Source organism: Aquariibacter albus (genome assembly GCF_014145335.1).
In the GTDB taxonomy this organism is placed as follows: domain Bacteria; phylum Pseudomonadota; class Gammaproteobacteria; order Burkholderiales; family Burkholderiaceae_C; genus Aquariibacter; species Aquariibacter albus.
Genome location: NZ_JACIVI010000005.1, coordinates 61,846 through 75,999 on the forward strand (window position 1 = coordinate 61,846; position 14,154 = coordinate 75,999).

A 14,154-nucleotide genomic window follows, 5' to 3' on the forward strand; every position below is an offset into this window, starting at 1 on the left:
GTCCCTGAAGAGACGGGCGCGAATATCGGGAAACTCGCTGAGCTCGTGCTGACAGAACAGCCCGAATCGACGGGCGTGTTGCGCTTGAGCCTCCGCCCGCGCGGGGGAGGCTGCTTGCCTTACTTCTTCGTGTAAACCTGATCGAAAGTCCCGCCGTCCGAGAAGTGGGTCTTCTGCGCCTTGGCCCAGCCGCCGAAGACTTCGTCGATGGTGAACAGCTTCACCGACGGGAACTGCTTCGCATACTTGGCGGCGGCCTTCGGGTCGATCGGGCGGTAGTAGTTCTGACCGGCCAGGTCCTGGCCTTCCGGCGAGTACAGGTACTCCAGATAGGCCGTGGCGACTTCGCGGGTGCCCTTCTTGTCGACGACCTTGTCAACGACGGTGACCGGCGGCTCCGCCAGGATGGACAGGCTGGGCGCCACGATGTCGAACTTCTCCGGGCCGAGTTCCTTCAGCGCCAGCAGGGCCTCGTTCTCCCAGGCCAGCAGCACATCGCCGATGCCGCGTTCGACGAAGGTGGTGGTCGAGCCGCGCGCGCCGGTGTCGAGCACCGGCACGTTGGCGAGGATCTGGCCGACGAAGGCCTGGGCCTTCTTCTCGTCGCCGCCGAACTTCTTCAGCGCGAAGCCCCAGGCCGCCAGGTAGTTCCAGCGCGCGCCGCCGGAGGTCTTGGGGTTGGGGGTGATGACGGCCACGCCGGGCTTGACCAGGTCATCCCAGTCCTTGATGCCCTTGGGGTTGCCCTTGCGCACCAGGAAGACGATGGTCGAGGTGTAGGGTGCGCTGTTGTGCTTGAGGCGCTTCTGCCAGTCCGCCGGGATCAGCTTGGCCTTGTCGTGGAGTTCGTCGACGTCGTAGGCCAGGGCCAGGGTGACCACATCGGCCTCCAGCCCGTCGATGACCGAGCGCGCCTGCTTGCCCGAACCGCCGTGCGACTGCTTGATGGTGACGGTGTCGCCGGTCTTGGCCTGCCAGTGCTTGGCGAAGGCCTTGTTGAAGTCGACATAGAGCTCGCGCGTCGGGTCGTAGGACACGTTGAGCAGGGTGATCTCCTTGGCCGGGACGGCAGCAGCCGCCAGACCGAGGGCCAGCGCGGCCAGGCCGCTGCGGAGGGTGCGAGAGAAGGTCATGGGGAAGCTCGTGGCTTTCAGTTCGGATGACGCATGCTAGGAAGCCGGGCTTGTCCTAGAAACGAATCGTTCGACGCATGCTTATGCAGATCACGCATCAAGGCCGACCTCGATGCGCGGCTTCAGACGGCAAACGACCACTCGCCGATGTCGGCGCGCTCCAGGCGATGGCTGCGCTCCAGGCGCTGGGTCATCGCGGTGACCCAGCGCCGCGCGAGCGGCAGCGGGCCGAAGCCCGACTCGGCGTTGATGTGGCCGGCATCGCCCAGATTGACCAGCGGGCTGCCCCAGCGGCCGGCCCAGGTCTGTGCGCGGGCCAGGCTCATCCAGGGGTCGGTCTCGCTGGCGACGACCAGGCTGGGCACCGGCAGGGCCTGGCGCGGCAGCAGGGCGGTGACGCCGAACTTGTCGGGATCGGCCGGTGCCACCAGCAGCGCAGCGACGATGGGCGCCTCGGGCCGCAGCGCCAGGTAGCGGGTCAGGGCGAGGCAGCCGAAGCTGTGCGCGGCCACCAGCCAGTGCACGTCGCCCGCGGCGTCCAGGGTCTCGCCGATGCGGCGGGCCCAGCGCTCCAGGTCAGGCGTGAGCCAGTCGTCCTGGCGCACGCGCAGCGCACCGCGCTGCTGCCGTTCGAGCCAGGTCTGCCAGTGCGCGCTGCCGCTGTCCCGCAGGCCGGGGACGACGAGAAGCCGGGCGGCCGGCCGATGCTGCTTGCCGGACATGGGCAGGGCCTCAGAGGGCAGCGATCGACACCTCGGTCGACTTGACCAGGGCGATGACTTCGCGGCCGACGGCCAGATCCAGGTCGCGAACCGAGCGGGTGGTGATGACCGAGGTGACGATCAGGCCCTGGGGGGTCTCGACATCGATCTCGGAGACCACCGGGCCTTCGATGATCTCCTTGATGCGGCCACGGAACTGGTTGCGGACATTGATGGCGGTGATGCTCATGACAGAGGCCTCGGAGGGCATTCGAGAGAAAGAAGCTCCACTCTAGGCAGCGCCCCGTTCGACCCCAAGCGATGAATCCGCGGCGCCTCATGCGGCCGGCGCATGAGGCGCCGCCCCGCTCACCAGGCCCAGCTGTAGGCCAGGCCGACGATGTGCTCGCGCAGCTGGACGTCGGCCTCGCCGCCGCCGAAGGCCGGAGGGATGGACCCCTGCCCCTTCACCGTGTGGCGGAAGGCCTGGGTGTAGAAGGCGCTCCATTCGCCCCCGCCGGTTTTCAGGCTGGCGCCGAAGCTCAGATGGGTCTGGACGACCGCGGGGGCCAGAATGTTGAAGAAGGTCTCGCCGCGCGGCACCGGCTGGCGGGCGTGGCTGGCCCCGGCCCGCAGGGTCAGCTGCTCGTCGACACGGTGGGCCACGCCGAGCTTGACGATGGTCTGGTCACGCCAGCCGAAGCCGGGACCATCGGCCGAGCCCAGCGGCTGGCCGGCGAACAGCGAAGCCGCCGAGTTGCCGATGGCATGCACCTCGCTGTAGAGGATGCGCTGCACGTCGAGCGCCACGGTCCAGTCGGCGCGCGGCGTCCAGGCCAAGCCCAGGCCGTAGTTCTCCGGCACATCCAGGCGGCCGCTGTCGGAGAACAGGCCGCGGTACTTCTCGAAGCGGGTGCGGATCTTCGACGACCAGGTGGCCCCGAGCACCCAGCCCGGGGCCAGCTCGGCCTGCCAGCCCAGGCGCAGGCCGGCGCCCAGATCGGTGTCGGTGCCGCGATCGCTCAGGTGCTGGGGCGATTGGGAGAAGCTGCCGAAGAGGCCGAGGCCGGTGGCCTCGAAGCGCTGGTAGGCCACGTTCAGCCCCACAGCCACCGAGGCTCGCTCGCTGAGCCGCCAGGCCACGGTGGGGGTGATGAAAAGCTGCTCGAGGTTGACGCCTGCCGTGCCGAGCACCGGACCGCCGGGGGGCACGTCGTTCTGGAAGGGGTTGCGGCGGTACTCGCTGTTGAGCCCGCCATTGCCGAAGACGGCCAGGCCGAACTGCAGCTGCTCGCTGATCGGCCGCACCAGACCGAACTCCGGCACGAAGAAGGCCCGCTTGCCGCTGCCCTCGTAGTGGCCGTTGGCGGCAGGGTTTGCACTGCCGTCGATGCGGCTGGCGTACTTGGGCAGGAAGACGGTCAGGCCGAGGTCGGTCCGCGCGCCGAGCCGGGTGATGCCGGCCGGATTCACGACGAGGGCCAGCGCATCTTCCGGGAAGGCGATGCCGGCACCGGCCAGGGCCTGGTTGCGCGCGCCGTAGCCGTGCGCAAAGTAGCCGTTGGTGGCCTGGGCGGTGCCGGGCAGCAGGGCCAGGCCGAGCAGGGCGGGCAGGGCGGGCAGGAGGGGGCGAAGGGCAGAGGAGGTCACGTTCCGTCACAGAGGGTGGGCTTGGACGGGAATCTAGGCAGCCTCATCCGGCCTGGCGACGAAGCTCTTCGCCCATGCATATGCCGTCGCGCAGCGGCACGCGGGCTTGCCGGGCCGGCCGGCTTGTGCGTGCAGGCCCAGCCGGCGAAGCCGGGGCCGGTGCGGCGGGCCGAAAGGCGGCGGGCCCGCCATCCGACCGCATGCCGCGGTGGAGGACGGGCCCGTCGACCGTGCCGGCTCCGACCGGCGCGGGGGCGTGCTCAGGCCAGCGCGTCGGCCCAGATGCTCTGCGCCCAGTCCAGTGCGTAGCGCGCTTCCAGCGCGTTGCGCGCCGAGGACAGGCCGCCCGAGCCTTCCACCACGGTCAGCGTCTTCTTCTCGGCGTCGTAGCGGTGGACCGAGGCCACGTGCACCACCTCCTGGTCGGAGACGAAGCTGTAGCAGGTGTTGGCGATGATCGGTGTCTCGGCCAGCGGCTGGCCGGTCAGCTGGGCGATCACGGCATCGGCCACGACCTTGCCGTGGTTGTTGGCCTGGAAGCCCGACTTCGGCATGCCCGGCGCGGCCGCAATCGCATCGCCGATCACATGCACGCCAGGCGCGACGGTGGACTCGAAGCCCTGGAACTCCACCCCCACCCACTGCTTGTTGACCGAGATGAAGGGCGCGGCCACCTTGCCGGCCTGCTGCGGCGGAATGATGTTGAAGAGGTCGGCCTTGACGTCCTCGACCTGGGTCCGGGCGACCCGGCCGCGGGCATCGAACTCGACCACCTCGTGGTTCGGCCGGTACTCGATCAGGCCGGGGTAGAGCTCGTTCCAGGCCTTCAGGAAGAGGCCCTTCTTCGAGACGATGTCCGGGTTGCCGTCCAGCACCAGCAGCTTGGACTTGGGCTTGTGCTGCTTGAAGTACTGGGCCACCACGCTGGCGCGCTCGTAGGGGCCGGGCGGGCAGCGATAGGGTGCCTTGGGGATGCTGATCGCGAACACGCCGCCGTCGGGCAGGGCCTCGAGCTGCTTGCGCAGGGCCACCGTCTGCGGGCCGGCCTTCCAGGCATGCTGGACCTGACCGCTCTCGACGGCCGCGGCGAGGCCGGCCACCTTGTCGAACTGGAAGTCGATGCCGGGCGAGACGATCAGCCGGTCATAGGGCAGCGGCTCGCCACGGGCCAGCCGCACCTGGCGCTTGTCCAGGTCGATGGCGGTGGCTTCGTCGCGCACGACCTTCACGCCATGGCGGGCCAGGCCGCTGTAGGGCAGGGTCAGCTCGCCGATCTGCTTGTGGCCGGACAGCACCAGGTTGCTGATCGGGCAGGAGACGAAGAACTCGTTGCGCTCGACCAGGGTCACCTCGAGGCGGGGCTCCCATTTGCGGAGGTACTTGGCTGCGGTGGCGCCGCCAAAGCCGCCACCGATGACGACCACACGGCCGATCGGGGCCTGGCCGCCGAGGGATGCGCAGCCCCCCAGCGTGGAGGCGCCGAGGCCACCGAGGCTGGCGGCCAGGAAGGAACGTCGTTGCAGGCTCATGGGGTGATCCTTCCGGCTCAGGGTTGGGCAGGCAGGGCGGCGAAGAAGGCCGCCAGGCGCTTGAGCTGCTCGTCGCTGTAGCCCTTGGCATGCTGGTGCATCACCGTGGCCTGCGGGCGCTTGCCGCCCTTGAACTCCAGCAGGGCATTCAGCAGGGTCTCGGCCTCGCGACCGGCCAGCGGCGGGATGGCGCCGGAGCCGCGACCGTCGGTGCCGTGACAGGCCGCGCAACTGGCGGCCCAGAGGCGGGCGGCCCGGTCGGGCTGGGCCTGGGCAGAGGCACTGCCGGCGATGCCGGCCAGCAGGAGCGCCACGCCGAGGGCGTGAGCGGTGAAAGGAAAGCTCATGGCGCAGGGGCGGGATCGCCCGGTTCGTCAGGACGGCGCGAACCATAGCCAGCCCGCCCTGCCCGACCAAGCGATGTCCCGGCGCTTGCATATGCGCGGCCCGCATGAGGCCCGGACCCGGCCGCGCCGCGGGCCGGGCGCACTGTCAGCGCATCAGGGCTGGGCGAGCAGCCAGGCGCCGAGGCTGCCGACCTGGGACGCCAGGCGCAGCCGGGCGTCATGCCAGGCCAGCACCGCTTCGACCTGCTCGCGCCGCGCGCGGGCCGCATCCTGCTGGGCCGACAGCCACTCGAACAGCCCCCCCGCCCCGGCGTTGAAGCGGGCGGCCAGGCCGTCGGCGGCCTCGCGGGTGTCGCGCACCAGGCGGTCGACGGCCTCGATGCGCTGGTTCTGCGCGCGGGCCTCCTGCCAGCTGCGCCACAGGCTGCGCTCGACCTCGTCACGCAGTTCGTCGGCCGAGGCCTCGGCCCGCTGCACCTCGGCCGCGCCGGCCCGGCGGCGGGCGGGGCCGGCACCGCCTTCGAAGATCGGCACCGAGAGCTGGACGCTGGCCGAGCGCACGCGGTCGACGACGAAGAGGCTGCCGTTCGGTGGCTGCTGCGTGGTCTGCTGGGCGCTGACGCTGAGCACCGGCCAGTCCTCGGCCTGGGCGGCAGCCTGGCGTCCCCGGGCCGCCTCGGCCTCGGCCCGGGCGGCGATCACGCGGGGATGTTGCTGCAGGGCCTCGTCGATCAGGGCCTGGGCATCGGCGGGCAGGGCCTGGGCGCTGGGCAGGAGCTGCAGGGCCGGCACGGTCAGCGCCGTGGGGGCCGGCAGGCCCATGCGGCGGGCCAGCTCGCCACGCGCGGCCTGGGCGCCGGCCTCGGCGTCGAGGCGGCCGAGGGTCGCGCGGCTCAGTGCAGCCTGGGCCTGCATCAACTCGGCCTTGGCCGACACGCCGCCGGCCTGGCGGCCCTTCACGCGCTCGGCGGTGCGGCGCGCGATCTGCTCGACCTCGGTCGTGGCCAGGCGCAGGGCCTCGGCGGCCTGGGCCAGGTGGTAGGCCCGCAGGGCCTCGAGGAGCTCGCTGCGGACGACCGCATCCTGGCTGGCATTGGCCGAGGCCAGCAGCGCGCGGGCCTGCTGCTGGCGGCCGCTGCGGCGGCCCCCATCGAACAGCACCCAGTTCAGCCGCAAGCTCATGCCCTCGGTCTTGTTCGAGGTGCTGACGGCCGGCTCGCGGTAGCGCTGGCGGGTCTCGTCATAGATCGCGCCCGCCTGCACCGTGGGCCAGTAGCTGGCCTCGACCACCCCGAGCTCGGCCGCGCGCTGGCGGGCCAGGGCCCAGGCCCCGCGGGCCTTGGGCGACTGGCACAGGCTGCGGGCGACGGCCTCGTGCAGGCCCAGGGGCTGGCTGACCGGGCCGGTCGGGCAGCCCGCCTGATCGCGCGGCAGGGCCGCGGGCAGGGCCTGGGCCGCGCGGTGCAGGGCCTCGGGGCCCTCCGCGCTCGGGGGCTGGGCCTGGAGCGAGGCGCCCCCCAGCAGCAGGCCGGCAAGCAGACCGGGCGCCGACATCCGACGCAGGGTGAGGCGGCTCACGCGGGGCTGCCGGGCGGGGTTCCGGCTTCAAGGCGGCGCAGCAGTTCGGGCAGCTCGTCCGGCCCGGCGACGCGGACGATGCGACCGCCCTGCATGAGGGCCACGCGATCGGCGCTGGCGATGGTCTGCGGCCGGTGCGCAATGAGGATGCGGGTGAGCTGCAGGCGCGCGACGGCCTGGCTGACCCGCTGCTCGCTGGCCAGGTCGAGGTGGCTGGTGGCTTCGTCGAGCACGAGCAGGCGCGGTCGCTTGTAGAGCGCACGGGCCAGCAGCACGCGCTGCTGCTGGCCGCCGGACAGCACGGTGCCCATGTCCCCGACGAGGGTGTGATAGGCCATCGGCAGCGCGGCGATGTCGGCATGGATGTCGGCGGCGCGGGCGCAGGCTTCCATCCAGTCGCGGTCGGGCGCGGCATCGAAGAAGGTGATGTTGTCGGCGATGGAGCCGGCGAACAGGGTGTCGGCCTGGGTGACCGCGCCGGTCAGGGCCCGCATCGCATGCCGGCCCAGGCGCTCGCCGGGCAGGCCGTCGACGAGGATCTGGCCGGCCGCCGGCTCGCGCAGGCCGAGCAGCAGCGCCGCCAGCGTGCTCTTGCCCGAGCCGGACGCCCCGACGATGGCCAGCGAGCTGCCGGCCGGCACGTCCAGGTCCAGGCCGTCGAGCACCCAGGGCAGGCCGTCGCCGTAGCGGAAGCGCAGGCCCTCCAGCCGCAGCGCCGGCGGCTGGGCCGGGGCCGGGCCGGGCGCGACGGCCGGGCCCGGGTCCTGCGGCTTGGCCAGCGCGATGTCGGCCAGGCGCTCGCCATGCAGGCGCAGCATGCGCAGCTCGAAGAGGCGGTCGATCAGCACGCTGACCCGGTGCGCGAACTGGTCCTTGTAGGCCAGGAAGGCCAGCAGCGCGCCGGCGGTGAACACGCCGTCGAGCACCAGGCTCGCGCCGAAGGCGATCACCCCGACCCGCTCCAGGCCGAACAGCAGGCCATTGGCCAGGCGGTAGCCCAGCTCCAGCTTCTGGGTGCGCAGCTCGGCATTCATCTGCTCGACGACACGCGCCAGCCAGGTGTCGCGGCGCTGGGGCTCGCGGCCGAAGAGCTGGATCGCGCGGATCCCGCGGACGGTCTCGAGAAAGTGCGACTGCTGGCGCGCCGCGTGGACGATCTGCTCCTCGGTCGCCTCGCGCAGCGGCCGGTACCAGAGCAGGCGCATCACGCCGTAGACGGCCATCGTGCCGAGCGCGACAGCGGCCAGCACCGGGCTGTAGAGGAACATCATCACCAGCACCAGCACCGACATCAGGCCGTCGAGCAGGGCCTCGACGAAGGACGAGGTCAGCGTGCGCTGGATGGTGTCGGCCGCGCCGAAGCGCGAGACCACGTCGCCCAGATGCCGCACCTCGAAGAAGCCGGCCGGCAGCCTCAGCAGGTGGCTGAACAGATTGGCCCGCCACTGCAGGGCCAGGGTGGTCGAGAGCACCAGCAGCAGCCAGCTGCGCAGCAGGGTGATCAGCTGCTGCATCAGCACCAGGGCGGCGAAGCCGACGGCGATCAGCACCAGCAGGTCGAGGTCGGCGCTGACCAGCACATGGTCCATCGTCCACTGCAGCATCAGCGGCGAGAGCAGGCCGAAGAGCTCCAGCACCAGGGCCAGGCCGATGATCTGCAGACCAGCGGGCAGCCAGCCGCTGATGCGGCCGAGCAGCTGCGTGACCGGGATGCGGCGCTCGACCTTGGCCGGCTTGAAACCTGGGTTGGGCCAGGCCTCCAGCGCCACACCGGTGAAGGACTTGCCGACCTGGGCCCAGGGCACGTGGCGCTGGCCGAGGCTGGGGTCGTGGAGGGTGATGCCGCGGCGGTCGACCGCCGTCAGGACGACGAAGTGGTTGAAGTCCCAGTGCAGCACGGCGGGCATGCGCAGGTCCTTCATGTCCTCGACCTGGAGCTTGACCGCACGGGTCGCGAGCTGCAGCGCGCCCGCCTGGGCCATCAGGCCGGCCAGGGTGGCCCCGGCCAGCGAGACCTGGAAGTGCTGGCGCAGCGTGGCCAGGTCGATGCGCAGGCCGTGGTGGCCCGCCACCATGGCCAGGCAGGCCAGGCCGCACTCGGCCGCCTCGGCCTGCAGCAGCACCGGGGTGCGGCGCCGGCCACTGAACTGCAAGCGGTCCAGCCAGCGGGTGGGCGGCGCGGCAGCGGGCTGGGGGTTCGGGGAGGGAGACGTCATGTCGGAAAGGTCCGGATCGCCGGCACCGGGCCGCAGGCGCACAGGGGAAGGGGAAGACGGCTCACCAGCGGCTGGCCACGCCCAGCAGGGGTTCGAAGACCCACTCGATCAGGCGCCGCCTCTCGGCCCGCAGGTCCGCCTCCAGCAGCATGCCGGGCCGCAGTACGGCGGGCCCCCGCGGGCCTTCGAGCGCCTGGGCCGGCAGCTCGACCGTCACGCGGAAATAGGGCTCGGCCCCCTGCTGCAGCTGCGGATGCAGGCCCAGGCCGAGGCTGAGCAGCTCTTCGCCGAAGACCGGCGCGAGCGCGACCTCGCGCACCGTGCCCCGGTGGTGGCCGAATTTCTGGTGCGGGAAGGCCTGGTAGCGCAACAGCACCGTGTCACCGGGCTTGAGCGGGCCGGCCGCACGGCTGGGCGCGTAGAGCACCGCCTGCAGGGGATCCTCGGGCGGCACCAGGCGAAACAGGGTGCGGCCGCCGTCCACCGACTGGCCCGCCTCGGCCAGCACGGCCGCGACCACGGCATCGGCCGGTGCCACCAGCTGCAGCACGTGGCGACCCTCGGCCTCCTCGCGCTCCTGACCGGCGCGGGCCAGATCGCGCTCCAGCGCGGCGCGCTGCTTGCGCTGGCGCTCGGCCAGGAGGGCCTGCTCGTCGCGACGGCTGGCCAGCTCGCGGGCCAGCGCGGCGCGCTCGCGGGCCAGCGCGCCGGCGCGGGTGCGCTGGTCCAGCGCCTCGGCACGGCGCTGCTGCCATTCCTCGCGCGAGACATGGCCGGGCCCGACCAGGGCCTCGTAGCGGGCACTCGACTCCTCCGACAGCTCGACCCGGCGCTTCTGCAGGGCCAAGGCCTCGTCGAGGCGGGCCAGCTCGCTGCGCAGGCCAGCGACGCTGCGGGCGAGGGCCTCGCGCTCCTCGGACTCGGCGGTGTCGGCACGCTCCAGGTCCTGCCGGAGGGATTCCTCGCGGCGCTGCAGCAGTTCGCCCACGCCGGTCTCGACGCTGCGGCCCTCGGCCCGACGCTCGAAGCTCAGGGTGCCGAGCAGCTCGCCGCGGCGCACCGTCTGGCCCTCGCGCACGGCCAGGGTCTGCAGCAGTCCGGGCGCGGGAGCGGCCACGCGCATCACCCCACCACTCGGCAACAACTGGCCCGCCACCGCCACCCGGCGGGTGTACTGACCCCCGAGCAGCAGGGCCAGCACCAGCAGGCCGCACAGCAGGCCGAGCGCAACCCACCAGCGGGTCGCCGGCGGCTGGGCCAGCACGATCTCGCCCAGGCCCTGGCCGACGCGCGCGCGCAGGGCCTCTTCGCGATACATCGGGGCGTCAGCGCTCATGGAAGCCGATCTCGATCGGGAAGGAAAGCGCGGGATGCACGGGGCGGGCCTTGCGGGAGGGGTGGGGAAACCGGCGCGGAAATCGGAACGATCCAGAAATGCGAAACGCCCGAGACCGGGCGCTTCGCATCCGTCAACCCGCCCTTCGAGGAAGGGCGGGTTGCAGCCAGCGGGCTCAGCCCAGCTTCAGGCCGCCCAGCAGGCTGCCCAGCAGGCCGGTGACGATCGACAGCACCGGCGACAGCAGGCCGGTGACGGTGCCGACGAGGCCGCCGACGATGCTGGTGACCGGGGTCAGCAGCGAGCCGAGGTCGAGACCGCCGGCGACTTGTTCAACTTCTTGACGGTTCAGTTCTTGGATGGCCATTTGAATTCCTTGGATCGTGGTTTTGAAACTCGAAGGGGAAATATCAATACAAAGCCTTTTGATGACCCTGTACGCCCGGGCGATTCCTTTGCGACCTATTTCTCCGCTACGGTTTCACCGGGCAGGCACACTGTAGAGGTGCAACAGAGCATGACTTGTATGAAGTTGCTAAAAATGATGAGCAGCGGTTGCACAACTCACAGGCCCATGCCCCGCTGCCTGAGAGACCGACACGTCAGCGTGTAAGCCGCAACGGCCCTGCGCACCATCCCTCGGATCCGTCATCGGGTCGGCGGCCGCCATCGGGCGAGGAGCCGGTGGGCGCAGGGCGCGGAACCGGCTCCTGCCGGTCCTCAGCCGAGCTTGAGGCCGCCAAGCAGCGTCGCAAGCACGCCATTGAGCGTGGAGAGGACGGGGGCCACCAGCGGCGCCAGCACGCCGCGGATGGTGCCGAACACGCTGCCCAGCAAACCGGTGATGCCGGCCAAGGGCACCAGCAGCGAGCCGAGGTCGAGGCCGCCGGCGACTTGTTCGATTTCGTGGTGGTTCAGTTCCTGGATGGCCCTGGTGATTCCTTGGGTTGACATGGCAGTCGGAGGGCATTCAAAACAAGGCCCAATAGGGTCCTGCCAGCCAGTAAGAAAATGTCGCGAAGCTTTCTCACGCCTTCCTCGTGGCCGCCTCAATATAGGGGAACAACCCTCGGACTAGTTACGAGAGATTACGAAAGTTCGCCGATGCGGCATCAACGAATCAGCGGTTGTGAGTCTTGGCCACAAGATCCTTCCAGGCCCGCGCCCTGACGCGGCGCCCGGAAGGAGCCGCAGACCTGCGATCAGCTGCCGAGGCCGCCGAGCAGGCCACCCAGCAGCGGCAGACCCTTGAGCAGACCGGTCAGGCCGCCGAGCAGGCTGCCCACCAGGGCGAAAACGCCGCCCGGGGTCACGTCCAGCGCGCCATTGACGATCGGGTTGTTGCCGAGCGAAACCAGCAGGCCGCCCGCGACGTGTTCGGTTTCTTGGGCCGAGAGGGTTTGAATGGACATACGATCTCCTTGCTTGGATGAATGGGGTTTCCGGCGAACCGGATCCCGGGAGCGTGGTCGAGGCCTTGGAATTTCCGGCCTCTTTTGAATCACCACGACGTCATCCTAGGGAAGGGGCTTCGCGGGCCCAAGCAAAAACGCCTCATAAAGGGGCGCCGATTCTTCATGAATCCAGCCCCCCCGGCCCCGGGCCCCGGGCACGCCGGGAGCCCCGGGGGGAGGTCAAGACCGGGCGCGGGCCAGGCGCTCGACCACGGCCACCATGCGATCGACTTCCTCGCAGGTGTTGTAGAAGGCCAGCGAAGGCCGCACGGTGGTCTCCAGGCCGAAGCGGCGCAGGATGGGCTGCGCACAGTGGTGGCCGGTCCGGACGGCGATGCCCTCCTGGTTCAGGGCCTTGCCGACAGCCTCGGTCGTGTAGCCCTCGAGCACGAAGGACAGCACGCTGGCCTTGTCTGCGGCCGTGCCGATCAGGCGCACGCCGGGAATGGGCCGCATGCGGCCGGTCGCGTAGTCCAGCAGCGCATGCTCGTACTGGCCAATGGCCTCGATGCCGAGCCGCTCGACGTACTCGAGCGCCGCCCCCAGGCCCACTGCATCGGCGATGTTGCCGGTGCCGGCCTCGAACTTGTTCGGCGGTGGCTGAAAGACGGTGCGCTCGAAGGTGACGTCGGCGATCATGTTCCCGCCGCCCTGCCAGGGCGGCGTGTCCTCCAGGATCTCGCGCTTGCCGTAGACCACGCCGATGCCGGTCGGGCCGAAGATCTTGTGACCGCTGAACACGAAGAAGTCGGTGTCCAGCGCGCGCACATCGACCTTCATGTGGCTGATGGACTGCGCGCCGTCGACCAGGGTCCGCACGCCGGCGCGATGCGCGATCTCGACGATCTTCTGCACCGGCACCACCGTGCCCAGCGCATTGCTGACCTGGGTGACGGAGACCAGCTTGGTGCGGTCGTTCAGCAGCTTCTGGAACTCGTCGAGCAGGACCTGGCCGTCGTCGTCGACCGGGATCACGCGGATCCGCGCGCCCTTCTCGGCCGCCAGCTGCTGCCAGGGCACGATGTTCGCGTGGTGCTCCAGGTGGCTGACGATGATCTCGTCGCCCGCACCGATGTGCTTGGCCCCCCAGCTCTTGGCCACCAGGTTGATCGCCTCGGTGGTGCCGCGCACGAAGATGATCTCCTCCGTCGAGCCGGCGCCGATGAAGCGGCGCACGGTCTCGCGCGCTTCCTCGTAGGCGTCGGTCGCACGCGCCGCCAGCTCGTGCGCGGCGCGGTGGATGTTGGAGTTCTCGTGCGCGTAGAAGTGGGCGATGCGGTCGATCACCGCCTGCGGCTTCTGCGTCGTGGCCGCGTTGTCGAACCAGACCAGCGGCCGGCCGTTCACGCGCTCCTGCAGGATCGGGAAATCGCGCCGCACGGCATGCACATCGAAAGGCCGCGGCCCCGTGGAGGCCAGCGGGGGCACCGCCGCAGGACCGACGTCGAGAAAGTAGAAGCCGGGCGCCGCCTCCCCGCGCGCCGGCGGGCGGGGCGCAGGAATTCCGGTCGAGGTCGGCCCGGCGGCAGGTCGCGGATCGACCAGGGCATGCGTGAGCACATCGTGCCGGCTGGGCAGCGCAAGCCCTGCGGCTGGCGAAGGCGTCAAGGCCTGCGGCCGCTCGCCGCCGGACGGGCCGGCTTCGTTCAGGAAATAGAACGGCGAAGCCCCGGCTTCCGGGGTGCGGGGGGGCGACACGCCGAGGGTGGCCGGATCCAGCGCGGCGCCCGGCGCCTCGGGGTGGCGAGCAATCCCGCCCGGCAGCGAGCGGCCGGTGGGTGGCACGCCGAGCGCGTGCCCGCCGAGCCGGCCGTCATAGGCCGGAGCCGTGGTCAGGACCCCATCGGGCACGCCATTCGGCGCTTCCGCGTGCGGGGCGCGTGCAGGCAGCGAGGCCAGCGCCTGCGCGGGCACCGCGGGCGAGCTGGGCAGCAGACCGGCGCCGGGCGGCAGCGCACCGAAGGGCAGGGCCGAAGGCGTGGAGGGTCCACTCACCCCGGGGGGCAGCGTCAGGCCGGCCGGCTGCGGCTGGGTGGGCAACGCCACCCCGCCGGCCTGCGGCAGCCTGAGACCCGCAGGCGTGTCGGGCAGCTGGCCCGGCAGCGCCGCGAAGAACTGGTTGGCCAGCCGGGCCAGGACGCCGGAGTCCGGCAGGCCCGCCGGCGGCGTGGCATCCGGCGGCTCGAGAACATCAGCGGAGGACATGGACA

13 protein-coding genes are annotated in these 14,154 nt (G+C 71.2%); all 13 read right to left on the reverse strand.

Annotated elements, in window-relative coordinates; genetic code table 11:
- Nucleotides 1-119 precede the first annotated feature (119 nt).
- The gene (locus H4F90_RS12665) at nucleotides 120-1,133 is read right to left on the reverse strand and encodes a sulfate ABC transporter substrate-binding protein (RefSeq protein WP_182665158.1); all 1,014 of its coding nucleotides are present in this window, start codon (nucleotides 1,131-1,133) and stop codon (nucleotides 120-122) included.
- Nucleotides 1,134-1,255: 122 nt separating this feature from the next.
- The gene (locus H4F90_RS12670) at nucleotides 1,256-1,855 is read right to left on the reverse strand and encodes an RBBP9/YdeN family alpha/beta hydrolase (protein ID WP_182665160.1); all 600 of its coding nucleotides are present in this window, start codon (nucleotides 1,853-1,855) and stop codon (nucleotides 1,256-1,258) included.
- Between the two features lie 10 nt (nucleotides 1,856-1,865).
- Nucleotides 1,866-2,084, reverse strand: coding sequence for a TOBE domain-containing protein (locus tag H4F90_RS12675; protein WP_182665162.1), 219 nt, complete (start codon nucleotides 2,082-2,084; stop codon nucleotides 1,866-1,868).
- 119 nt (nucleotides 2,085-2,203) lie between these two features.
- Nucleotides 2,204-3,484 (reverse strand): OmpP1/FadL family transporter, encoded by a 1,281-nt coding sequence (locus tag H4F90_RS12680; protein ID WP_182665164.1) that lies wholly within the window; start codon nucleotides 3,482-3,484, stop codon nucleotides 2,204-2,206.
- A 260-nt stretch (nucleotides 3,485-3,744) separates the two neighbouring features.
- Complete coding sequence (locus tag H4F90_RS12685; protein WP_220486172.1) at nucleotides 3,745-5,007, reverse strand: FCSD flavin-binding domain-containing protein; 1,263 nt, start codon at nucleotides 5,005-5,007, stop codon at nucleotides 3,745-3,747.
- 23 nt (nucleotides 5,008-5,030) lie between these two features.
- The gene (locus H4F90_RS12690) at nucleotides 5,031-5,360 is read right to left on the reverse strand and encodes a c-type cytochrome (RefSeq protein WP_182665168.1); all 330 of its coding nucleotides are present in this window, start codon (nucleotides 5,358-5,360) and stop codon (nucleotides 5,031-5,033) included.
- Between the two features lie 153 nt (nucleotides 5,361-5,513).
- Entirely contained in the window at nucleotides 5,514-6,938 is a 1,425-nt protein-coding gene (locus H4F90_RS12695; protein ID WP_182665170.1) for a TolC family protein, read from the reverse strand.
- Nucleotides 6,935-9,154, reverse strand: a complete 2,220-nt coding sequence (locus H4F90_RS12700; protein ID WP_182665171.1) for a peptidase domain-containing ABC transporter — start codon at nucleotides 9,152-9,154, stop codon at nucleotides 6,935-6,937. Before H4F90_RS12700 ends, H4F90_RS12695 begins: the two co-directional genes overlap by 4 nt.
- A 61-nt stretch (nucleotides 9,155-9,215) precedes the next feature.
- A complete protein-coding gene (locus tag H4F90_RS12705) occupies nucleotides 9,216-10,490 on the reverse strand; it encodes an HlyD family secretion protein (protein WP_182665173.1) in 1,275 nt (424 codons plus the stop codon).
- Between the two features lie 175 nt (nucleotides 10,491-10,665).
- Entirely contained in the window at nucleotides 10,666-10,857 is a 192-nt protein-coding gene (locus H4F90_RS12710) for a hypothetical protein (RefSeq protein ID WP_182665174.1), read from the reverse strand.
- Nucleotides 10,858-11,210: 353 nt separating this feature from the next.
- Nucleotides 11,211-11,444: a hypothetical protein gene (locus H4F90_RS12715; protein WP_182665176.1), complete on the reverse strand. Its 234-nt coding sequence runs from the start codon at nucleotides 11,442-11,444 to the stop codon at nucleotides 11,211-11,213.
- Between the two features lie 248 nt (nucleotides 11,445-11,692).
- A complete protein-coding gene (locus tag H4F90_RS12720; RefSeq protein WP_182665178.1) occupies nucleotides 11,693-11,902 on the reverse strand; it encodes a hypothetical protein in 210 nt (69 codons plus the stop codon).
- Nucleotides 11,903-12,124: 222 nt separating this feature from the next.
- Nucleotides 12,125-14,149 carry a family 2A encapsulin nanocompartment cargo protein cysteine desulfurase gene (locus H4F90_RS12725; protein ID WP_182665180.1) on the reverse strand — a complete coding sequence of 675 codons (2,025 nt, stop codon included), beginning with the start codon at nucleotides 14,147-14,149 and terminating at the stop codon, nucleotides 12,125-12,127.
- Nucleotides 14,150-14,154: the final 5 nt, after the last annotated feature.